Raw genomic sequence first — 19,798 nt, 5'->3', positions numbered from 1 at the left:
CCGCTCACTCGTGCGCGATCGCCGCCAGCACGTTCATCCGCGAGGCCCGCAACGCCGGGAGCAGCGCGGCCACCACCCCCACCACCGCCGAGCCGGCCACCACCGCGACGATCGTGCCCCACGGCACCGCCAGCGCCCCCATGCCCTGCAGCGCCAGCACCTGCTGGGTGCACACGCCCCACACCAGGCCCAGCGCCAGCCCCAGCACCGCGCCGAACACCGCGATCACCACCGACTCCAGCCGGATCATCCGCCGCAGCTGACGCCGGGCCAGCCCGATGGCGCGCAGCAGGCCGATCTCCCGGGTGCGCTCCACCACCGACAGGGCGAGGGTGTTCACCACCCCCAGCACCGCGATCACGATCGCGAGCCCGAGCAGCGCGTAGACCAGGTAGAGCAGCACCGCGATCTGGTCGTGGACGAGCTCCTTGTAGTCCGCCTGGTCGCGCACCTGCACCTGCGGGTACGCGTCCAGGGCCCGCTCCAGGCGCGGCCGCAGCCGGTCCGCGTCCGTGCCGGCGGCGGCGTTGACGTACAGCGCGGTGTCCTGGCCGCCCGGGATGTACCGCTCGACGGTGGCGAGGCCCAGGAAGACGCCGCCCTGCATGCCGAAGCCCTCGGCGCCGTCCTGGTCGGTGAGCGCGCCGACCTCCAGCGCGGCGCGCCGGCCGCCCGGGAACTCCACCGGGAGCACGCTGCCGAGCCGCACGCCGTGCTCGCGCGCGAAGCCGGCGTCCATGCCGACGCCGCCGTCCGCGAGGGCCGCCGCCGAGCCGCCCCCGACGTACGTGACGTGGGCGACGTCGTCCACCCGCGGGTCGTACCCGGAGGCGGTCGTCGTCACCCGCCGGCCGTCCGGCAGCCGCAGCGCGACCGGCGCGAACCGCTGCCGTACGACGAGACCGACGCCCTCCGTGCCGCGCACCCGGTCGGTGACCTCCTGGGAGAACGGCGCGAAGTTGGCGTTCTGCACCACGAAGTCGGCGCCGAGCGTGCGGTCGATCTGCTGGTCGAACGACGCCGACATCGACGCGCTCGCCACGGACATGCCGCCCACCAGCGCCAGGCCCACCATCAGCGCCGCCGCCGTGGCGCCCGTACGGCGCGGGTTGCGCAGGGCGTTGCGCTGGCTCATGCGCCCCACCGGGCCGAACAGCGCCGGGAAGGCGCCGCCCAGCACCCGGATCACCGGCCGCACCAGCAGCGGGCCCGCGACCACGGTCGCCACGAGCGTGAGCACCACCCCGAGCCCCAGCAGCGAGGCCGCCGTCGCCGTCCGCGAGGCCGCCGCGCAGCCGGCCAGCGCCGCCACGCCCAGCGCCCCCACGACGGCGCCGACCACGGCGCGCGTCCGCAACGGCCGCCCCACGCCGGCCACGTCGGCGTCCGCCAGCGCCGCCATCGGGGAGACCGCGGCCGCACGCCGGGCCGGGAGGTACGCGGCGACGAACGTGACGCCGACGCCGACGACGTACGCCGCCACCGGGGTCGGCCAGCCGACGACCATGTCGGCGGCCCTCAGGTTCATGCCGAACGCGCCCATCAGCCGGATCAGCCCGGCCGCGAGCCCGATCCCCGCCGCGAGGCCCAGCGTCGAGCCGACGAGCCCCAGCAGGACCGCCTCGGTGAGCACCGAGCGGCGCACCTGGCGGCGGTCCGCGCCCAGGGCGCGCAGCAGGCCGAGCTCGCGGGTGCGCTGGGCGATCAGCATCGAGAAGGTGTTGACGATGAGGAAGATGCCGACCAGGACGGCGATCCCGGCGAAACCGAGCATCACGTACTTGATGACGTCGAGGAACGTGCCCAGCTGCTCCGCGGAGGACTTGGCGTGCTCGCCCGCGGTCTTCACGTCGTACGCGCCGGCGCCGACCGCGGCCACGACCCGCTGCTTGAGCAGGGCGTCGGACACGCCGGGCGCCGCCTGCACCGAGACGCTGGTGGCGCGGGCGGGGGAGCCCAGCAGTTCCGCGGCGGCGACGCGCGGGTCGAGGTAGACCAGGGAGGCGCCCGGGTTGGTGGTGGTGAACGTGGCGATGCCGACCACCCGGACCCGCAGCGTCCCGGGCTGGGCCATCACCGTGAGGGTGTCGCCGATCCGCACGTGCTTGCGGTCGGCGGTGTCCGCGTCGAGCAGGGCCTCACCGGCGCCGCGCGGGGCGTGCCCGGAGGTCAGCTCGACCGGGCTGCGGTCGGTGACGTGCCAGTCGGTGGCGATGGTGGGGGCGCCGGTGGTCGAGCCGAGGAACCGGCGGCGGGCGTCCACCACGGTCACGTTGTCCGCGCGGACCTCGGCGTGGGCGGAGGCCGCCCCCGGGACCCGGGCCAGCCGGTCGGCGAGCGCGGCGGGCACGGTCTGCACCGCGCCGGTCGCCACCCGGGAGCCGAAGTCGTCCTTCGGCGCCACGGTCACGTCCGCCGCGGTGGACGCGAAGAGCCGGTCGAAGGTGCGCGAGACCGTGTCCGAGAAGATCAGACTGCCCGCGACGAACGCGACGGACAGCACCACGGCCAGGGCCGACAGCAGCAGGCGGCCCTTGTGCGCGAGGAAGCTCCTGAGTGTCGCCCTGAGCACGGGCTCAGCCCTTCCGATCCCCGCTGGTGCCGGTGCCGGTGCCGGTGCCGGTCCCGTCCGCCCCGCGCCCCGTCTCCTCGACCGCCGCGCGCACCACGTCGAACCGCTTCAGCCGCTCCAGCACCGCCTCCGCCGTCGGCCGCTCCATCTCGTCCACGATCCGGCCGTCCGCCAGGAACAGCACCAGGTCGGAGTGGGCCGCCGCGCCGGGGTCGTGGGTCACCATGACGACCGTCTGCCCCAGCTCGTCCACCGCCTGCCGCAGGAAGCCGAGCACCTCCAGGCCCGCCCGCGAGTCCAGGTTGCCCGTCGGCTCGTCCGCGAAGATCAGCTCGGGCCGGGAGACCAGCGCCCGGGCGCAGGCCACGCGCTGCTGCTGGCCGCCGGACAGCTGGGCGGGCCGGTGCCGGAGCCGGTCGCGCAGCCCAAGCGCGTCGATCACCTGGTCCAGCCACGCCGGGTCCGGTCTCCGCCCGGCGATGTCCATGGGCAGCGTGATGTTCTCGGCCGCGCTGAGCGTCGGGATCAGGTTGAACGACTGGAACATGAACCCGATCCGGTCGCGCCGCAGCTGGGTCAGCTCCCGCTCCCGCAGTCCCGTGATCTCCGTGTCGCCGAGCCAGACCTGCCCGGCCGAGACGGTGTCCAGGCCCGCCAGGCAGTGCATCAGGGTGGACTTGCCGGACCCGGAGGGGCCCATGACGGCGGTGAAGCGGCCGCGCACGACGTCCACGTCCACCGAGTCCAGCGCCAGCACGGCCGTCTCGCCCGAGCCGTACGCCTTGGTCAGACCGCGGGCGCGGGCCGCGATCCCGTCGGCCGGGGACCGACCGGGGGCGTGCTCCGCAGCAGGTGTGGACAAGGCGGCCTCCTCGCGCGCGGGGGACAGGGCGACGCACTGGCGCCGAGCCTAATGTGACCGCCCCCACACCGGGTATCCGCCCCCCGACCGATGTCCTAGGGGGTGTCTTGCCGATCACGCCGGGCTCGCGGCGCCTGGCACCGCACCTCGCCGCGTTGTCGTCGGTTTCCCCCGCTCTCGGCTCCGCTCGAGCGGGAGGGGCCCCCACCGCTCCGCATCGCCGCCCTCCTCCGCCTTGCGATGCACGGCGCCAGACGCCGCTCCCTGATCCGGCCTGATCGGCAAGACACCCCCTAGCGCACGTCCGGCTCGGGTCGGTGCGCCCGGCCGAGCACGCAGAACGAGCTGGGGGTCCTCGGGCCCGTGTCCGGCACCAGCAGGCTGCGGTGCGGGCCCAGGGCGAAGCCCGCCGACCGGATCGCGTCGAGCGGGTCCCGGTGCAGGTGGCAGCCGCCGAACAGCAGCGGCCACACCGTGCGGTCCAGCGCCCGCTGGCTCAGCCGCATCGCCCGGCCGCCGCCCGCGCCGTGCTCGAAGAACCGCACCTCGCCGCCCGGGCGCAGCACGCGCCGCACCTCCGCGAGGGCCCGCTCGACGTCGCGCACGCTGCACAGCACCAGGGACAGCACGGCCGCGTCGAACGCCTCGCCCTTGACCGGCAGCGCCTCCGCCGCGCCCGGCACCACGTCCACCGGCACCTCCGCGCGCAGCGCCGCCGTACGGGCCAACTGCCGCAGGGTGCGCTCGGGTTCGATGGCGACGACCTCGGACACCGTCGGCGGGTAGTGCGCGAAGTTCAGCCCGTTGCCCGCGCCGATCTCGATGACCCGTCCCGCGAGCCCGTCCAGCAGCTCGGCCCGGTGCGGACCGACCCCGGCCTCCAGCTTGAGGCTCAGACGGGCGTAGAAACGGGCGAAGAGGGGGTGGTGGACGGCGTCCTTGGTGACGGAGCGCGACGACATGGCTGACCTCCTCGGGTAGCCGCTACGTCGATTGTCCCCCGTGGGCGCCGCCCGCACCCCCGCGCACCGGACCGACCGGGAGCGCGGGGGGCGCGAGCAGCGCAGTCCCCCTCAGGGCCGTGCCTCAGGCGTCCGCCGCCTCGCGGAACGCCTCCGCGCGCCACGTCCCGTCCAGCCGCGGCGCCACCCAACCCGGTGCCGCCGCGCGGAAGTCGGCCGGGGCCAGCGCCCCGGCGCCCTCGGGCAGCGCCCCCAGCAGGGGCGCGCCCGACACCTCCGGCAGGTCCGTGACGTTGCACCGCATCGCCAGGTCCGGCGTCCCCGGCCAGCTGCCGATCACCACGCCGAGCAACTCCAGTCGCCGCCCCCGCAGTTCACGGGCCGTCAGCTCGGTGGTGTTCAGCGTGCCCAGGCCGGCCGACGCGACCAGCAGCACCGGCGCGCGCAGCAGCTCCGCCACGTCGGCCAGCGTGCCGCCCGCCTCGTCGAACCGGACCAGCAGGCCGCCCGCGCCCTCCACCAGCACCAGGTCGTGCTCGGTGGCGAGCTTCTGCGCCGCCTCCGCCACGTCGGCCGGCCGCACCGGCTCCCGCCCGGCCCGCCGGGCCGCGGTCGCCGGGGCCAGCGGCTCGGGGTAGCGGGCGACCTCGGCCACGGTGACCGGGCCCGCCAGCCGCGCGACCTCGGCGGCGTCCCCGCGCTCGTCGGGCCCCACGCCGGTCTGCGCGGCCTTCAGCACCGCGACGGTCCGGCCGGCCGCGAGCGCGGCGGCGGCGACCGCCGCCGTCGTCACCGTCTTGCCGACCTCCGTGCCGGTACCCGTGATCACCAGGATCGGCATGCTCATCCCTCCCGCGCCGCGGCGCACACCGCGCGCGCGATCCGTGCCACGTCCTCGTCCCCGGTGACGTACGGCGGCATCGTGTAGACCAGGTCGCGGAACGGCCGCAGCCACACGCCCTCGGCCACGGCGGCCCGGGTCGCCGCCGCCATGGCGACCGGGTGGTCGAGCTGGACCACCCCGATCGCGCCCAGGACGCGCACGTCCCGCACCCCGGGCAGCTCCGCGGCCGGCGCCAGCCCCTCGACCAGCCCGGCCTCGATCCGCTTCACCTCGGACAGCCAGTCCTGGCCGAGCAGCAGCCCGATCGAGGCGCAGGCCACGGAGGCCGCCAGCGGGTTGCCCATGAACGTCGGCCCGTGCGCCAGCACCGGCACCTCGCCCCGGGAGATCCCGTCGGCCACCCGCGCGGTGCACAGCGCGGCCGCCATCGTCAGGTAGCCGCCGGTCAGCGCCTTGCCCACGCACATCACGTCCGGGGTCACCGCCGCGTGCTCCGCCGCGAACAGCGCGCCGGTGCGCCCGAAGCCGGTGGCGATCTCGTCGAACACCAGCAGCACGTCGTGCGCGTCGCACGCCTCGCGCAGCACCCGCAGGTAGGCGGGGGAGTGGAAGCGCATCCCGCCCGCGCCCTGCACCACCGGCTCGACGATCACCGCGGCCAGTTCGTCGGCGTGCCGTTCGACCATCGCCCGCAGGTGGTCCGCGTACGACTCCTCGTACGCGGCCGGGGGCGGGTCGGCGAACAGCTGGCGGGGCAGCACCCCGCTCCACAGCTCGTGCATCCCGCCCTCGGGGTCGCACACCGACATCGGCTGCCAGGTGTCCCCGTGGTAGCCGCCCCGCCAGGTCAGCAGCCGCTGCTTGCCCGGACGGCCCAGCGAACGCCAGTACTGCAGGCACATCTTGACCGCGACCTCGACCGACACCGACCCGGAGTCGGCGAGGAAGACGTGCTGCAGCCCGTCGGGCGTGATGTCGACCAGGAGCTTCGCCAGCCGGACGGCGGGCTCGTGGGTGAGCCCGCCGAACATGACGTGGCTCATCCGGCCCAGCTGGTCGCGGGCGGCCTCGTTGAGCACGGGGTGGTTGTAGCCGTGGATCGCCGACCACCAGGACGACATGCCGTCGACCAGCTCGCCGGATCCGTCCGCGAGACGCAGCCGGACCCCGCTCGCCGACTCCACGACGAGCGGGTCCGACCGGCCCGGCATCGGACCGTAGGGGTGCCACACGTGCCGCCGGTCGAGGTCGAGCAGCCCGGCGACGTCCAGCTCAGGCATTGGGCGCGAGGTCCGTCCCGGCGCCCCGGCGGCGGACGGCGACCAGGTCGGTGCGCGGCTCGGCGGCCGAGGGCACCGGCGCGGGGGCGGCCGTACCGCAGACGCCGCCGTCGGCGGCGGACCCGCAGCCCGCCTCGGCGTGCGAGCCGCAGCCGCCGCCCTCGTGCGAGCCGCAGCCCGCCTCGGCGTCGGAGCCGCACCCGGCCCCGGCGTGGGAGCCGCAGCCGCCGGCCACGTCCGCCCGGTGCTGCGGCAACGTCACCTGGTCGGCGCCCTCCACCTCGAAGCCGGCGTCGGCGATCATGTCCAGGTCCGCCTGGCCGGCCTGGCCCTCACTGGTGAGGTAGTCGCCGAGGAAGATGGAGTTCGCCAGGTTCAGCGCGAGCGGCTGCATCGTGCGCAGGTGGACCTCGCGGCCGCCCGCGATGCGCACCTCCACGTCCGGGCAGACGAAGCGGACCATCGCCAGGATCCGCAGGCAGCGCTGCGGGGTGAGGTTCCACTCCTTGGCCAGCGGGGTGCCCTCGAACGGGATGAGGAAGTTGACCGGCACCGAGTCCGGGTCCAGCGCGCGCAGCGAGAACACCACGTCGACCAGGTCCTCGTCGCTCTCGCCCATGCCGGCGATCAGCCCCGAGCAGGCCGACAGTCCGGCCGCGTGCGCCTTCTGCACCGTTTCCACCCGGTCGGCGTACGTGTGCGTCGTCGTGATGTCGCCGTAGGTGCCCTCGGAGGTGTTCAGGTTGTGGTTGTAGGCGTCCGCGCCGGCCTCGCGCAGCCGTTCGGCCTGGCCGTCGGAGAGCAGCCCGAGACAGGCGCACACCTCGACGCCCTCGTTCTGGTCCTTGATGGCCCGGATGGTCTGCGAGACCCGGTCCACGTCCCGGTCGGTCGGCCCGCGCCCGGACGCCACCAGGCACACCCGCTTGGCGCCTCCCGCCAGTCCGGCGGCCGCGGCCCGGGACGCCTCGTCGGGCTTGAGCCAGGTGTACTTCAGGATGTCGGCCTTCGAGCCGAGCCGCTGGGAGCAGTAGGAGCAGTCCTCGGGGCACAGGCCCGACTTGAGGTTGACCAGGTAGTTGAGTTTCACCCGCCGTCCGAACCAGTGGCGGCGCACCCTTCCGGCCGCGGCCACCACGTCGAGCAGGTCGTCGTCGGACGTGGCCAGTACGGCCAGCGCCTCCTCGCGGGTCGGCAGCTCGCGCCGAAGCCCCTTGTCCACCAGCGTGTTCAGCAGGTCCATGAAAGCCGATCCTGTCCTAATCACCCGCTCCGGGCCAAGGTAGGGATCGCACAACACACCCGGATCGACGTGTGGGTATCGCCACACCGTGTGTGGCCGGTCGTCCCGCTAGTGTCTGTCCGCTACCTACAAAAGCACCGGAGGAGCCATGGCGTTCGGCTGGATCGACGCGCAGGCGGAGCAGCGCCGCCGCGCCGGACTCGTACGGACCCTGCGGCCCCGCCCCGCCGACTCGCCGCTGCTGGACCTGGCGAGCAACGACTACCTGGGCCTGGCCCACCACCCCGAGGTCGTCGAGGGCGCCGCGGCGGCGGCCCGCACCTGGGGCGGCGGCTCGACCGGCTCGCGCCTGGTGACCGGCACCACCGAGCTGCACACCGAGCTGGAGCGGGAGCTGGCCGCGTTCTGCGGCTTCGAGGCGGCGCTGGTCTTCTCCTCCGGGTACGCGGCCAACCTGGCCGCGGTCACCGCCCTCGCCCCGCACGGCTCCCTGGTCGTGTCCGACGCGGGCAACCACGCCTCCCTCATCGACGGCTGCCGGCTGGCCCGCGGGACCACCCAGGTGGTGGGGCACGCCGACCCGGAGGCGGTGGGCAAGGCCCTGCGCACGCACGCGGGTCCCGCGGTCGTCGTGTCCGACAGCGTGTTCTCCGTGGACGGCGACGCGGCCCCCCTCGACGCCCTCGCGGCGGCCTGCCGGGAGCACGGCGCCGGTCTGGTGGTGGACGACGCGCACGGGCTCGGGGTACTGGGCGACGGCGGCCGGGGCGCGCCGCACGCGGCGGGGCTGGCCGGCGCCGACGACGTGGTGGCCACGGTGACGCTGTCCAAGTCCCTCGGCAGCCAGGGCGGCGCGGTGCTCGGGCCCGCGCGGGTGATCGACCACCTGGTCAACGCGGCCCGGACGTTCATCTTCGACACGGGACTCGCCCCCGCGGCGGCGGGCGCGGCCCTCGCGGCCCTGCGGCTGCTGCGCCGCGAACCGCAGCGGGCGGCGCGGGCCCGCGCGGTGGCGGGCGACCTGCACACCCGGCTGACGGCCGCGGGCCTGGACGCGGTGCGTCCGGACGCCGCGGTCGTCTCCGTGCGCGCCCCCTCCCCGGAGGAGGCCGTTCAGTGGGCGGCCGACTGCCGTACGGCGGGCCTGGCCGTGGGGTGCTTCCGTCCTCCTTCCGTGCCCGACGGCATCTCCCGGCTCAGGCTGACCGCCCGCGCGGACCTCACGGAGGTCCAGCTCGATGGCGCTGTACGGGTGATCGGCGAAACACGACCATGAGTCGGCGTGACACGGCCGTGGTCCGTCCGGTGCCGGGCGTCAGCGGAACGCGGCCGTGAAGCCCGCCCAGCTCTCGGGGGAGAAGAGCAGCGCGGGTCCGGCCGGGTCCTTGGAGTCGCGTACGGCGAGCAGTCCGGCGTACGGTCCTGCGGCCGGCCGGGCCGTCTCGACGCAGTTGTTGGCTCCGGTGCTCCGGCTGCTGCGCAGCCAGCGCACCCCGGTCAGGGTGGTGGAGGAAGGTACGTTCCGAGGCAGTGCGGTCATGGTGCCTCCTTACGCGCCGTCACCTATCGCGGCGATGTATTCCAGCGAATCCTCGGGTGAAAGGGCATGGATGCGAAGGGCGTTGAAGGCCTCGGTATAGGCCTCCAGGTCTTCTTTCCGTTCGAGATGGAGGCTACTCGTCAAATGGTCGAGAACGACGACGTCCAGATCAGAAGTGTTCGAAAATGAGAAGATGACGAAAGGCCCCGTCACACCGATGTGTGCCCCGGCCGCGAACGGCAGCACCTGCAACCGCACTTGGGGCAGCCGCCCGGCCTCCACCAGTCGTCGCAGCTGACGCGCCATCACCTCCGGGCCGCCCACCTCCCGGCGCAGCACCGCCTCGTCCAGGACCGCGCTCAGCACCAGCGGCGGATCCGCGCGCAGCACGTCCTGCCGGGCCAGCCGCACCTCCACCAGGGTGTCCAGCCGGTCCTCGTCCACCCCCTCGACGGCCGCCCGGGTCACCTCACGGGCGTACTCGGCCGTCTGCAACAGCCCCGGGACCACGGTCGTCTCCAGCGTCCGCATCGCGGTGGCCTGCGACTCCAGGCTGATGAAGTCGCGGTAGGTCGGCGGCAGCACCCCCCGGTAGGCGTGCCACCAGTGGTCCCGCCCGGCGCCGTCGTCGGCACCCGCCAACAGCAGCATCATCTCGCGCAGTTGGGGGTCGTCCACCTCGTAGGCGTCGAGCAGTGACCGCACGTCGGCCGGTTTCGCGCCGCTCGTGCCGGTCTCGATCCGGCTCACCTTGGACTGGTGCCAGCCGACCAGCCGGGCCGCCTCACCGCTGGTGAGTCCCGTGCGGGCGCGTAACGCCCGCAGTTCCGCGCCCAGTTTCCGGCGGCGCACCGCGGGGCCGTGCTGCATGGAACCGCTCCTTACTCCTTCCGAGCCGCCCGGAAACGCTCTGCCGTGGCAGAGTTCACCGCTTCGAGCGACAGATATATGCATATCTTGGTGGATCGCCGTCCGGGACCCGCGCGGCAATGGCAGTCTGGCGACGAAGCACCAGTCCGGGACCGTACTCGAACCTTCCGCACCGCGTCGGACTGCGGTCCCGTGAGAAAGGGACGACGTCTTCATGGCAGACCATCTGGAAGCATCCGTCACTCTGCCGAGCGATCCCGCCTCGGTGTCCACGGCGCGCGCGTTCGCGAGCGGTGTGCTAGCGGAGTGGGGTCTGCCGACGGACGCGGACCTGGTCGACACCGTCCGTCTGATCGTCTCCGAACTGGCCACCAACGCGGTGCAGCACACCTCCGGCCAGTCACCCACCTTCACCCTGGACCTGGCCCTGCGCCGCGACGAGCGGCTGAGCGTCGGCGTCACCGACAGCCATCCACGGTTCCCCAGACGACTGCCGGCCGCCGTCCAGCAGGACAACGGCCGAGGTCTGGCGATCATTCGCTGGCTGACCGCCGAGCACGGCGGGCGGCTGCGGGTGCGGCCCACCCGGGAGGGCGGCAAGACGGTCGCCATCGAGCTGCCCTGGACGCTGCCCGCGCAGCCGGTCCGGGCGATCGGACAGCACGAGGCGGTGCCGCCCGTGGGCGGGGGGCAGATCCACCGTCAGGGGTGCTGAGGGGGCGCGGCGGGCTGCGCCGGGACGCCGGGCTCGGGGGTGCGGACATCGGGCCCGAGGGCGCGGACATGGCTCCGGCGGCCGGACCGGGCCGGCTCGCCCCGTTGCGAGCGGCCCCTGTGCGGTTCTCGGGTCGTGCGTGGCGCCACGCACGACCCGAGAGCGCTGTGAACCCCTCGCGGAGCCCCGGGGAGCCCCTGCGCGGCCCCGGGGAGTCCCGGAGCGGCCGACGGCGTGTCAGGGGCGCCGCCGGCCGCTCCGGGAGTGTCACTTCACCCGGCCGTACCAGACGCTCTTTGTCCAGATCTTCTGCAGCCGGACGACGTCCCCGGTCTTCGGGGCGTGCCATATCTTGCCCTTGCCGGCGTAGATGCCCACGTGGTAGACGCTCGACCCCGAGTGGAAGAACACCAGGTCCCCGGCCTTGCGGCTCTTCGAGGAGATGTGCTTCGTCTTGTTGTACTGCTGGGCCGCAGTGCGGGGCAGCTTCTTGCCCGCCTTCTTGAACGAGTACAGCGTCAGCCCGGAGCAGTCGAACCGGCGCGGCCCGGTGGCGCCGTACCTGTACGGCGCACCCTTCTTGGACGCCGCGACCTGCAGTGCCTTCGTCGCCGGTGTGGCGGCCGCAGCGTCGGCGGCGACGCCCGGGACCACGATCGAGCCGCCGACGGCGGCGATGGCGAAGGCCGAGGCCGTACCGGCCCGGGCCATGAGCGACGGGACACGATTGAGCGCAGTCATGCGCAACCCTTCGTCAGCCGCCTGTGAAGGATGACCTGTCGGATTCGGGCTGGCGAAGTTGCCCGGCCGCTGACGCGGCTTCACCCCAAGGGCTGCTCGGCCCGGTGCCTCCGTGCGGAGACCTCGGTCCGGCGACCCGTCATGCTTGGGTCCTCCACTCCTGCCGATCCACTCCTGTCGACCTGTCATCCGGGCGGCGGCAGGACTCGGCGTCCGCCCGGATCGCCCCGCCGCTTTGGCGGGGTCTTGTCGTCAGACAGGGATCTTGGCTCACACATGTCCGAAAATCCCAACGGAACCAGGGATTTGTGTTGTTACTCACCACTCACCCGTTCGAGTGGATTCCCTGATGCCCGGTCAGCCGTCCACGCCCGGACACGCGCCCGGACCAGGCAGGGAACGCCCGATTCCGTGTCCTGTCCACGCCGGTTGCGCAACTCGAACCCGCCGGTAACGGCAGGTGCGTCTACACCGATCGGCGGTACCCCGTTTGGTCCGTCCGAGGCCCCGCACGCGTCACGCCGGCGTGGCTCAACTGTCGGCGGGCGGGGGGACGGTGACGCGTGCCGTGCGGCGCTCGCCGTCCAGCACGCGCAGGGCCCGCGCCAGCGTCGGCGCGTGCAGTTCGCTCTCACCCCGTTGGTGCATCAGGGCCAGCGCTTCCCGCAGCGCGGTCGCCTTGGCGACCAGCGCCTGGGCGGCGCGCAGTCCACGGTAGGTGTCCCCGTCGTGGGCGGGGTTGATGCGGCCGAGGAGGTCGACCACCTCCAGGTAACGGTCGATCAACTCGCCCTCGGCGCGGGTCAGCGCGGGCAGCGGCGGGAGCTCGGGAGGCAGCGGTCGGGTCATGGCTCACGCCTTCCTGGGGCAGGACTGCCGCCGTGAAAAATGTACAGGACGTACATGACGTAATGTGGGGAGCATGGCCTACGAGATTCCGGTGACGCAAGCCAGGGCTGAGCTCGCCGACCTGATCAACCGGGTCGTCTACGGCGGTGAGCGCGTCGTCGTGACACGCCACGGCAAGCCCCTCGTCGCCCTGGTCTCCGCCGCTGACCTGGAGCGACTCGACGCCCTCGACGCGCCGGACGACGAGCAGGTGCTCAGCGCGGTCGCACGCGTCCGCGAGGTCGCGTCCGCTCCCCGCGAACACCGGCGGTTCGACGTCGCGGCGGAACACCGGGGGCCGGAAGCCCGGTAGCGGCGGCGAACGCACCGCGCGACCGGGTGCACGCGGGCGGCCCGGCCCCGCCTCCGGTGCTACGCCCCCCCGCCCCCGCCTCGGGGGCACCACGTCCCTCGCGCCTCCCGGCGCTACGTCCCCCGCGTCCGCCTTGGGGTGCCACGTCATTCGCCCTGCCTTCGTGGCGCTCCTGCCCTCGCCCTGCCCTCGCGCGACGCCCCCCGCCCCCGCCTTGGAACACCACGGCCCTCGCGGGCCTGCCTCGCGGCGCCACGCCCCCCGCCACCGACGTCACACCCCCCACCCACAACGCGACCGCGCACCCCACCCGCCTCGCGGCGGCCGGGAATGCGCGGTCGTTCGGGAAGGGGTGGGTCGTCGTCAGCTCACGGCGACCGGTTCCCGGGTCTCCGTCGGCGACTCGGTGCTTGCCGTGCGGGGCCCCAGCGCGTCGCCGAGCAGGACCGCGCCCAGGCCCAGGACCGCCCACCAGGTCAGCGTGAGCGCCGGGCCGACCGCTGCCGCGCCGTCGAAGAACGCCACCGAGCGCAGCAGCGAGGCGCCCGCGCCCGGCGGCAGCCACTGGCCGATCGCGCCGGCCGGCTCCGGCAGCATCCGCGGGGCCGACGCGGCGCCGGAGAACGGGTTGCCGACCAGCATCACCAGGGCGCCCACGACGCCCAGCCCGGCCCGGCCGACGAGGGACGACAGTCCTGCGGCCGCGGCGGCCACGGCCAGCGTCGACAGGCCCAGCACCCCCGCCTCCGCCCACCAGTCGCCGGTGAGCACGCCGAGCCAGCTGTCCGCGATGCCCGCGGCGGCCAGGCCGACCAGTGCCGAGGCGCCGGAAAGGGCGAGGGCGGCACGGACCCCGCCGAGTCCCAGGAACGTCACCGCGGCTCCCGTGGCCAGGCCCGCCATGACGAGCGGCAGCACACTCGCCGTCAGGGCCGCGCCGCGCGGGTCGGAGGCCGGGGCGGCGACCACGTCCACGGTCCTCACCCGCGCCCCCGTGGCGGCCGCCTGCTCAGTGACGGCCTGCTGGAGCAGCTGGGCGACGACCGGGCTCGCCGCGGACGCGGTCAGCGCCTCGGGGCCCTCGGGGGTGACCACCACCGCGCCGTACACCGTGCGGTCCTCGATCGCGGCGCGGGCGGCGGCCTCGTCGTCGTAGCGGTGGATCTCGAAGGCGCCCGGGTGGCGTCCGGCCAGTTGCCGTTCCAGGGCCGAGGTGGCGGACGCCGGACCCGCGACGCCGAGCGGCAGGTCGCGGGGTGCCGTCCGCGCGGCCGGCCAGGCGAACGCCCAGAGCGCGAGGGCGGCCAGCAGCGGGGCGAGGACGACGGCGACCGTGAGGCGGCGGGCGCCGGGGGAGGGCTGAGCCATGGGGTTTCCCCTAAAAAGAAGGATCGTTCGTTTTACGTCTACCAACACCGTGCGCCGTCCGCGGTGACTTGTCAAGAAGGAACGTTCGTTTTACGTTGGCGGCATGGCCCGTGTATCCCAGGCGCACCTCGACGCCCGCCGCCGGCAGATCCTCGACGCCGCCGCCCTGTGCTTCGCCCGCAACGGCTTCCACGCCACGTCCATGCAGGACGTGCTGAAGGAGGCGGACCTCTCGGCGGGCGCCGTCTACCGCTACTTCAGGGGCAAGGACGAGCTCATCACGGCCATCGTCGCCGAGGTGCTCGGCGTCCTGCGCGAGACCTACGAGGGGGCCGCCGAGGAGGCGCCGCCGCCGCTGCCCGACGTCCTCATCACGCGGGCCCTGGCGCGGATGCGGGAGGTCAGGCCGGGGCTGCTGGAGGACGGTTCCTGGGCCTTCCCGCGCCTGGTCGCCCAGGCCTGGACGGAGGTCGGGCGCAACGACGAACTGGCCGTCCAGGTGCACACCGGCTACACCGCCGTGCGCTCCGCCTGGATGCGGGTGGTGGAGAGCTACAAGGCGGCCGGCCTGATCGACCGCAGCGCGGACGCCGACGCCATGTCCCGCGTGATGGTCGCGCTCGCCCAGGGCTTCGTCGCGCACCTGGCGGCGCTGGGCCCCGTCCCCGACGGCACCCTGGAGCGCGGGCTGCGGGCGCTGATGAGCATGCGCGACCCGCGGGCGCGGTGAGCGCGGTTAACGTCCTCGAAACGCACCCCCACTAGCGTTCCCCGACACGTCATCGGAGAGGTCCGCCGGTGGCCGCGGCAGGCGGGCCCCGCACGGCCCGCCGCGAGGAGGTGAGGTGGGACGTGCAACTGACCCCGCACGAGCAGGAGAGGCTGCTGATCCACGTGGCGGCCGACGTCGCCGGGAAGCGCCGGGCCCGGGGGCTCCGGCTGAACCACCCGGAGGCCGTGGCCCTCATCACCTCCCACCTCCTCGAGGGCGCCCGGGACGGGCGCAGCGTCGCCGAGTTGATGGCTTCCGGGCGCACGCTGCTCACCCGGGACGACGTCATGGACGGTGTGCCCGAGATGATCCCCGACGTGCAGGTCGAGGCGACCTTCCCGGACGGCACCAAGCTCGTCACCGTCCACGACCCGATCGTCTGAGGGGGCGCCCGTGATTCCCGGTGAAGTCCTGTTCGGCGACGGCCCGATCGTGTACAACGCGGGCCGCGCGGTCACCCGGCTGACCGTCCTCAACGCCGCCGACCGGCCCGTGCAGGTCGGCTCCCACTACCACTTCGCGGAGGCCAACCCGGGCCTGGAGTTCGACCGTGCCGCCGCCCGCGGCAAGCGGCTGAACGTGCCCGCGGGCACCTCCGTTCGCTTCGAGCCGGGCCTCCCCGTCGACGTCGAACTCGTCCCCCTCGCCGGCGCCCGCGTCGTGCCCGGACTGCGCGGGGAGACCGGAGGTCCCCTCGATGCCTGAACTCTCCCGCGCCGCCTACGCCGACCTGTTCGGGCCGACCACCGGCGACCGGATCCGCCTCGCCGACACCGATCTGCTCGTCGAGATCGAGGAGGACCGCTCGGGCGGCCCCGGACTCGCCGGGGACGAGGCCGTGTTCGGCGGCGGCAAGGTCATCCGCGAGTCCATGGGCCAGTCGCGTGCCACGCGCGCCGAGGGCACCCCGGACACCGTGATCACCGGCGCGGTGATCGTCGACCACTGGGGGATCGTCAAGGCCGACGTCGGCATCCGCGACGGCCGGATCACCGGCATCGGCAAGGCGGGCAACCCCGACACCATGGACGGGGTCCACCCGGACCTGGTGATCGGGCCCGAGACCGAGGTCGTCGCGGGCAACGGACGGATCCTGACGGCGGGCGCGATCGACGCGCACGTGCACTTCATCTGCCCGCAGATCGCCGACGAGGCGCTGGCGGCCGGCATCACCACCCTGGTGGGCGGCGGCACCGGACCGGCCGAGGGCTCCAAGGCGACCACCGTGACCCCGGGGCCCTGGCACCTGGCGCGCATGCTGGAGGCGATGGAGCACTACCCGCTCAACATCGGCTTCCTCGGCAAGGGCAACACCGTCTCGCACGAGGCCATGCTGTCCCAGATCCGGTCCGGCGCCCTGGGGCTGAAGCTGCACGAGGACTGGGGATCGACGCCTGCCGTCATCGACGCCGCGCTGACCGTCGCCGACCGCACCGGAATCCAGGTCGCGATCCACACCGACACCCTCAACGAGGCCGGTTTCGTGGGCGACACGCTCGCCGCGATCGCCGGGCGCGGCATCCACGCGTACCACACCGAGGGCGCGGGCGGCGGGCACGCGCCCGACATCATGACCGTGGTCTCCGAGCCGCACGTGCTGCCCAGTTCGACGAACCCGACCCGGCCGTTCACCGTCAACACCGCCGAGGAACACCTCGACATGCTGATGGTGTGCCACCACCTCAACGCGGCGGTGCCCGAGGACCTGGCCTTCGCCGAGTCCCGGATCCGGCCGTCCACGATCGGCGCCGAGGACGTCCTGCACGACCTGGGCGCCATCTCGATCATCTCCTCCGACTCCCAGGCGATGGGCCGGGTCGGCGAGGTCGTCCTGCGGACCTGGCAGACCGCACACGTGATGAAGCGGCGCCGGGGCGCGCTGCCCGGCGACGGACGCGCGGACAACCACCGCGTACGGCGCTACGTCGCCAAGTACACGATCAACCCCGCGCTCGCCCAGGGCCTCGCGCGGGAGATCGGCTCGGTCGAGACCGGCAAGCTCGCCGACCTCGTGCTGTGGGAACCGGCGTTCTTCGGCGTCAAGCCGCACCTCGTCCTCAAGGGCGGGCAGATCGCGTACGCGCAGATGGGCGACGCCAACGCCTCCATCCCCACCCCGCAGCCGGTCCTGCCCCGCCCGATGTACGGGGCGATCGGCCGGGCCCCGGCGGCCAACTCGTTCAACTTCGTGGCCCCGCTCGCGATCGAGGACGGCCTGCCGGAGCGGCTCGGGCTCGGGAAGCGGTTCGTGGCCATCGAGTCGACCCGTGGGGTCACCAAGGCCGACCTGCGCGAGAACGACGCCCGGCCACGGGTCGAGGTGGACCCCGACAGCTTCGCGGTGCGCATCGACGGCGACCTCGTCGAGGTCGCTCCGGCCGCCGAACTGCCCATGGCGCAGCGGTACTTCCTCTTCTGAGGAACGGGCAGTCGACGGATCGTACGAGTGGGCGGGAGAGAAGGGCATGACCAGGGCCGCACTTCTGGTCCTCGCCGACGGCCGGTTCCCCGCCGGAGGGCACGCGCACTCCGGCGGCGCCGAGGCGGCCGTCCGGGCGGGACGGATCACCGGGGCCGCGGACCTCGAAAACTTCTGCCGGGGGAGGCTGCACACCGCCGGGCTGGTGGCGGCGGCGCTCGCCGCGGCCGCCGCGCTCGGTGTGGACCCCGTGGCGCTCGACGAGGCCGCCGACGCGCGGACCCCCTCACCGGCCCTGCGCGGCACCGCCCGCAAGCTGGGACGCCAGCTGCTGCGGGCCGCCCGGGCCGCCTGGCCCGACGCCGAACTCGACGCGCTGGCGCGGACGTTCCCCAGGGGTGCCCACCAGCCGGTCGTGCTCGGCATGACCGCGCGGGCGGCGGGACTGGACCCGCGGGACGCCGCGTACTGCGCCGCCTACGAAAGCGTGAGCGGCCCGGCGACCGCCGTGGTGAGGCTGCTCAGCCTGGACCCGTTCGACGCGACCGGCGTCCTCGCGCGGACGGCCGGCGAGGTGGACCGGGTGGCCGACCGGGCGGTGCGGGCGGCCCGCGCCGCTTCGACCGGTGGAGTGGACGCGCTCCCGGCCGCCTCCGCGCCGCTGCTGGAGATCGGGGCGGAGGCACACACCGGGCTCCCGACACGGCTGTTCGCCTCCTGACGGAGGGCGGTTGGCCTGCCCCACCCGGATACGGCTGCCCTGCCCACCCGCTTCCGGCCGCGCATCAGGAACCCACCACCCCGGCGGGACCCTGCCGCCCCTCCCCGGGTGGCCGTCGCCTCACCCGATCCGCCCCCGGCCCGGCCGGTCCCCACGACACCCAGGAGCCCCCATGCACCTCGACCACCCCCACCCCCACCTCCACGCCCCGGCCGCGGTCGGCGCCGACGCCCGCCGTCCCGACGGCCGTCGCCGTGCCCTGCGCATCGGGCTCGGCGGGCCCGTGGGCTCCGGCAAGACCGCCACCGTCGCCGCGCTCTGCCGGGAACTGCGGGACGAGTTCGCGCTCGCCGTCGTCACCAACGACATCTACACCCGGGAGGACGCCGAGTTCCTGCTGCGCGAGGCCGTGCTGCCGCCCGAGCGGATCGCCGCCGTGGAGACCGGCGCCTGTCCGCACACCGCGATCCGCGACGACATCTCCGCCAACCTGGAGGCCGTGGAGGACCTGGAGGACGCCGTCGGCCCCCTGGACCTGGTGCTGGTGGAGTCCGGCGGCGACAACCTCACCGCCACCTTCTCCAAGGGGCTGGTGGACGCGCAGGTCTTCGTCATCGACGTGGCGGGCGGCGACGACATCCCGCGCAAGGGCGGCCCGGGCGTGACCACGGCCGACCTGCTCGTCGTCAACAAGACCGACCTCGCCCCCCACGTCGGCTCCGACCTCGCCCGCATGGCCGCCGACGCCAAGGCGCAGCGCGCCGGACTCCCCGTGGTCTTCCAGTCGCTGCGCGCCGGGAGCGGTGTGGGCGACGTCGCCGCGTGGGTACGGGACCGGCTCGCCGCGTGGACCGCGTGACCGGGCCCGTCCTCCCGGCGCACCCGGCCGGGCACCGGGCCCCCGCCCCGGCCACCTCGTCCGGCGTGCACGCCACCGCGCGGCTCGTGGCCCGGCGCGACGGGCGGGGCGGGACCTGCCTGCCCGTGCTGGAGAGCGACGGGCCCCTCGCGCTGCGCCGCACCCGCGGTGACGGCGACGAGGCGCGGGTCGTGCTCGTCGGGGCCATGAGCGGGCCGCTCGGCGGCGACCGGTTCGCCGTCCGGGCCGACGTCGAGGAAGGGGCCCGGCTGCGCCTGACCTCCGCCGCGGCCACCATCGCCCTGCCGGGCCAGGCAGGCGGCGACGCACACTACGACGTGCGCGTCCGGGTCGGGGACGGGGCGCGGCTCGGCTGGCTGCCCGAGCCCCTCATCTCGGCCCGCGGCAGCGACCTGCGCGTCACCACCCGCGTCGACGTCGCCCCCACGGCCACCCTCGTGCTGCGCGAGGAGCAGGTGCTCGGACGCGTCGGGGAGGAACCCGGGCGGCTCGCCGGCCGTCTGGTCCTGCGGGTCGGCGCACGGCTCGTCCTCGACCAGGAGGTGGCGTGCGGCCCGGGGGCGCCGGGCGGCTGGGACGGGCCCGCCGTACTGGCGGGGCACCGTGCCCTCGGGCAACTCCTCGTCGTACGGCCGTCGTTCACCGAGCACCCGCCCGCGCCACGGCTGCTGGGGGAGACGGCCTGTATGGTGCCGCTCGCCGGGCCCGCGGTGCTCGTCACCGCCCTCGCGCCGGACGGGCTGCGCCTGCGCCGGGTGCTCGACGCGGCCCTCGCCGAGCTCGGCTGACGGCACCGCATCCGGTCAGC

At 74.5% G+C, this 19,798-nt stretch carries 21 protein-coding genes and 1 riboswitch; of the genes, 10 read left to right on the top strand and 11 right to left on the bottom strand.

Annotated features, from left to right (window positions below; translation table 11 throughout):
• Positions 1–4: 4 nt before the first annotated feature.
• From E4U91_RS05315 to bioB, 6 genes are all read right to left on the bottom strand, one after another.
• Positions 5–2,572 carry an ABC transporter permease gene (locus tag E4U91_RS05315; protein ID WP_137305642.1) on the bottom strand — a complete coding sequence of 856 codons (2,568 nt, stop codon included), beginning with the start codon at positions 2,570–2,572 and terminating at the stop codon, positions 5–7.
• A 4-nt stretch (positions 2,573–2,576) separates the two neighbouring features.
• A complete protein-coding gene (locus E4U91_RS05310; RefSeq protein WP_241678508.1) occupies positions 2,577–3,434 on the bottom strand; it encodes an ABC transporter ATP-binding protein in 858 nt (285 codons plus the stop codon).
• Between the two features lie 293 nt (positions 3,435–3,727).
• Positions 3,728–4,396, bottom strand: a complete 669-nt coding sequence (locus E4U91_RS05300; RefSeq protein WP_137305640.1) for a class I SAM-dependent methyltransferase — start codon at positions 4,394–4,396, stop codon at positions 3,728–3,730.
• A gap of 124 nt (positions 4,397–4,520) precedes the next feature.
• Positions 4,521–5,237: a dethiobiotin synthase gene (gene bioD, locus E4U91_RS05295; RefSeq protein ID WP_137310673.1), complete on the bottom strand. Its 717-nt coding sequence runs from the start codon at positions 5,235–5,237 to the stop codon at positions 4,521–4,523.
• A gap of 2 nt (positions 5,238–5,239) precedes the next feature.
• The gene (locus tag E4U91_RS05290) at positions 5,240–6,520 is read right to left on the bottom strand and encodes an adenosylmethionine--8-amino-7-oxononanoate transaminase (protein WP_137305638.1); all 1,281 of its coding nucleotides are present in this window, start codon (positions 6,518–6,520) and stop codon (positions 5,240–5,242) included.
• Entirely contained in the window at positions 6,513–7,763 is a 1,251-nt protein-coding gene (gene bioB / locus E4U91_RS05285; RefSeq protein ID WP_137305636.1) for a biotin synthase BioB, read from the bottom strand. Before bioB ends, E4U91_RS05290 begins: the two co-directional genes overlap by 8 nt.
• Before the next feature lie 148 nt (positions 7,764–7,911).
• Here bioB and E4U91_RS05280 point away from each other — a divergent pair, with 148 nt between their 5' ends.
• Complete coding sequence (locus tag E4U91_RS05280) at positions 7,912–9,039, top strand: 8-amino-7-oxononanoate synthase (protein WP_137305634.1); 1,128 nt, start codon at positions 7,912–7,914, stop codon at positions 9,037–9,039.
• A gap of 39 nt (positions 9,040–9,078) precedes the next feature.
• Here the strand turns inward: E4U91_RS05280 and E4U91_RS05275 are convergent, their stop codons facing one another.
• Both E4U91_RS05275 and E4U91_RS05270 read right to left on the bottom strand, forming a co-directional pair.
• Positions 9,079–9,303 carry a DUF397 domain-containing protein gene (locus E4U91_RS05275; protein ID WP_137305632.1) on the bottom strand — a complete coding sequence of 75 codons (225 nt, stop codon included), beginning with the start codon at positions 9,301–9,303 and terminating at the stop codon, positions 9,079–9,081.
• 9 nt (positions 9,304–9,312) lie between these two features.
• Entirely contained in the window at positions 9,313–10,173 is an 861-nt protein-coding gene (locus tag E4U91_RS05270; protein WP_137305630.1) for a helix-turn-helix domain-containing protein, read from the bottom strand.
• Positions 10,174–10,387: 214 nt separating this feature from the next.
• On the opposite strand from E4U91_RS05270, the gene E4U91_RS05265 reads away from it, so the two are divergent.
• On the top strand, positions 10,388–10,888 hold the full coding sequence (locus tag E4U91_RS05265) for an ATP-binding protein (protein WP_137305628.1): 501 nt from the start codon (positions 10,388–10,390) through the stop codon (positions 10,886–10,888).
• 267 nt (positions 10,889–11,155) lie between these two features.
• Here the strand turns inward: E4U91_RS05265 and E4U91_RS05260 are convergent, their stop codons facing one another.
• Positions 11,156–11,629 (bottom strand): C40 family peptidase, encoded by a 474-nt coding sequence (locus E4U91_RS05260; protein WP_137305626.1) that lies wholly within the window; start codon positions 11,627–11,629, stop codon positions 11,156–11,158.
• 3 nt (positions 11,630–11,632) lie between these two features.
• Positions 11,633–11,773: riboswitch (cyclic di-AMP (ydaO/yuaA leader) on the bottom strand.
• 387 nt (positions 11,774–12,160) lie between these two features.
• A complete protein-coding gene (locus E4U91_RS05255) occupies positions 12,161–12,478 on the bottom strand; it encodes a hypothetical protein (protein ID WP_137305624.1) in 318 nt (105 codons plus the stop codon).
• A 73-nt stretch (positions 12,479–12,551) separates the two neighbouring features.
• On the opposite strand from E4U91_RS05255, the gene E4U91_RS05250 reads away from it, so the two are divergent.
• A complete protein-coding gene (locus E4U91_RS05250; protein ID WP_137305622.1) occupies positions 12,552–12,830 on the top strand; it encodes a type II toxin-antitoxin system Phd/YefM family antitoxin in 279 nt (92 codons plus the stop codon).
• Between the two features lie 363 nt (positions 12,831–13,193).
• Here the strand turns inward: E4U91_RS05250 and E4U91_RS05245 are convergent, their stop codons facing one another.
• Positions 13,194–14,198: an ABC transporter permease gene (locus tag E4U91_RS05245; RefSeq protein WP_137305620.1), complete on the bottom strand. Its 1,005-nt coding sequence runs from the start codon at positions 14,196–14,198 to the stop codon at positions 13,194–13,196.
• A 103-nt stretch (positions 14,199–14,301) separates the two neighbouring features.
• Between E4U91_RS05245 and E4U91_RS05240 the strand changes: the two genes are divergently transcribed.
• From E4U91_RS05240 to E4U91_RS05210, 7 genes are all read left to right on the top strand, one after another.
• A complete protein-coding gene (locus E4U91_RS05240) occupies positions 14,302–14,928 on the top strand; it encodes a TetR/AcrR family transcriptional regulator (RefSeq protein ID WP_137305619.1) in 627 nt (208 codons plus the stop codon).
• Between the two features lie 122 nt (positions 14,929–15,050).
• On the top strand, positions 15,051–15,353 hold the full coding sequence (locus tag E4U91_RS05235) for an urease subunit gamma (RefSeq protein ID WP_137305617.1): 303 nt from the start codon (positions 15,051–15,053) through the stop codon (positions 15,351–15,353).
• A gap of 10 nt (positions 15,354–15,363) precedes the next feature.
• A complete protein-coding gene (locus tag E4U91_RS05230; protein WP_137305615.1) occupies positions 15,364–15,675 on the top strand; it encodes an urease subunit beta in 312 nt (103 codons plus the stop codon).
• A complete protein-coding gene (locus tag E4U91_RS05225; RefSeq protein WP_137305613.1) occupies positions 15,668–17,389 on the top strand; it encodes an urease subunit alpha in 1,722 nt (573 codons plus the stop codon). The genes E4U91_RS05230 and E4U91_RS05225 overlap by 8 nt, the downstream gene beginning before the upstream one ends.
• Positions 17,390–17,435: 46 nt before the next feature.
• Positions 17,436–18,110 carry an urease accessory protein UreF gene (locus tag E4U91_RS05220; protein WP_137305611.1) on the top strand — a complete coding sequence of 225 codons (675 nt, stop codon included), beginning with the start codon at positions 17,436–17,438 and terminating at the stop codon, positions 18,108–18,110.
• A 172-nt stretch (positions 18,111–18,282) separates the two neighbouring features.
• On the top strand, positions 18,283–18,969 hold the full coding sequence (gene ureG / locus E4U91_RS05215) for an urease accessory protein UreG (RefSeq protein ID WP_137305609.1): 687 nt from the start codon (positions 18,283–18,285) through the stop codon (positions 18,967–18,969).
• Positions 18,966–19,778: an urease accessory protein UreD gene (locus tag E4U91_RS05210; protein WP_404767913.1), complete on the top strand. Its 813-nt coding sequence runs from the start codon at positions 18,966–18,968 to the stop codon at positions 19,776–19,778. Before ureG ends, E4U91_RS05210 begins: the two co-directional genes overlap by 4 nt.
• Positions 19,779–19,798: the final 20 nt, after the last annotated feature.

Source organism: Streptomyces lasalocidi, assembly GCF_005280215.1.
Lineage (GTDB): Bacteria > Actinomycetota > Actinomycetes > Streptomycetales > Streptomycetaceae > Streptomyces > Streptomyces longwoodensis.
Note: the sequence above shows the minus strand (reverse complement) of the source record. Positions and strands in the feature narration are given on the sequence as shown.

Bases quoted from the DNA above. Each gene is read 5' to 3' on its own strand.
- E4U91_RS05275 (WP_137305632.1), bottom strand. From the start codon at position 9,303: ATGACCGCACTGCCTCGGAACGTACCTTCCTCCACCACCCTGACCGGG.
- ureG (WP_137305609.1), top strand. From the start codon at position 18,283: ATGCACCTCGACCACCCCCACCCCCACCTCCACGCCCCGGCCGCGGTC.
- E4U91_RS05250 (WP_137305622.1), top strand. From the start codon at position 12,552: ATGGCCTACGAGATTCCGGTGACGCAAGCCAGGGCTGAGCTCGCCGAC.
- E4U91_RS05265 (WP_137305628.1), top strand. From the start codon at position 10,388: ATGGCAGACCATCTGGAAGCATCCGTCACTCTGCCGAGCGATCCCGCC.
- E4U91_RS05225 (WP_137305613.1), top strand. From the start codon at position 15,668: ATGCCTGAACTCTCCCGCGCCGCCTACGCCGACCTGTTCGGGCCGACC.
- bioD (WP_137310673.1), bottom strand. From the start codon at position 5,237: ATGCCGATCCTGGTGATCACGGGTACCGGCACGGAGGTCGGCAAGACG.
- bioB (WP_137305636.1), bottom strand. From the start codon at position 7,763: ATGGACCTGCTGAACACGCTGGTGGACAAGGGGCTTCGGCGCGAGCTG.
- E4U91_RS05245 (WP_137305620.1), bottom strand. From the start codon at position 14,198: ATGGCTCAGCCCTCCCCCGGCGCCCGCCGCCTCACGGTCGCCGTCGTC.
- E4U91_RS05260 (WP_137305626.1), bottom strand. From the start codon at position 11,629: ATGACTGCGCTCAATCGTGTCCCGTCGCTCATGGCCCGGGCCGGTACG.
- E4U91_RS05280 (WP_137305634.1), top strand. From the start codon at position 7,912: ATGGCGTTCGGCTGGATCGACGCGCAGGCGGAGCAGCGCCGCCGCGCC.
- E4U91_RS05300 (WP_137305640.1), bottom strand. From the start codon at position 4,396: ATGTCGTCGCGCTCCGTCACCAAGGACGCCGTCCACCACCCCCTCTTC.
- E4U91_RS05270 (WP_137305630.1), bottom strand. From the start codon at position 10,173: ATGCAGCACGGCCCCGCGGTGCGCCGCCGGAAACTGGGCGCGGAACTG.
- E4U91_RS05290 (WP_137305638.1), bottom strand. From the start codon at position 6,520: ATGCCTGAGCTGGACGTCGCCGGGCTGCTCGACCTCGACCGGCGGCAC.
- E4U91_RS05220 (WP_137305611.1), top strand. From the start codon at position 17,436: ATGACCAGGGCCGCACTTCTGGTCCTCGCCGACGGCCGGTTCCCCGCC.
- E4U91_RS05255 (WP_137305624.1), bottom strand. From the start codon at position 12,478: ATGACCCGACCGCTGCCTCCCGAGCTCCCGCCGCTGCCCGCGCTGACC.
- E4U91_RS05240 (WP_137305619.1), top strand. From the start codon at position 14,302: ATGGCCCGTGTATCCCAGGCGCACCTCGACGCCCGCCGCCGGCAGATC.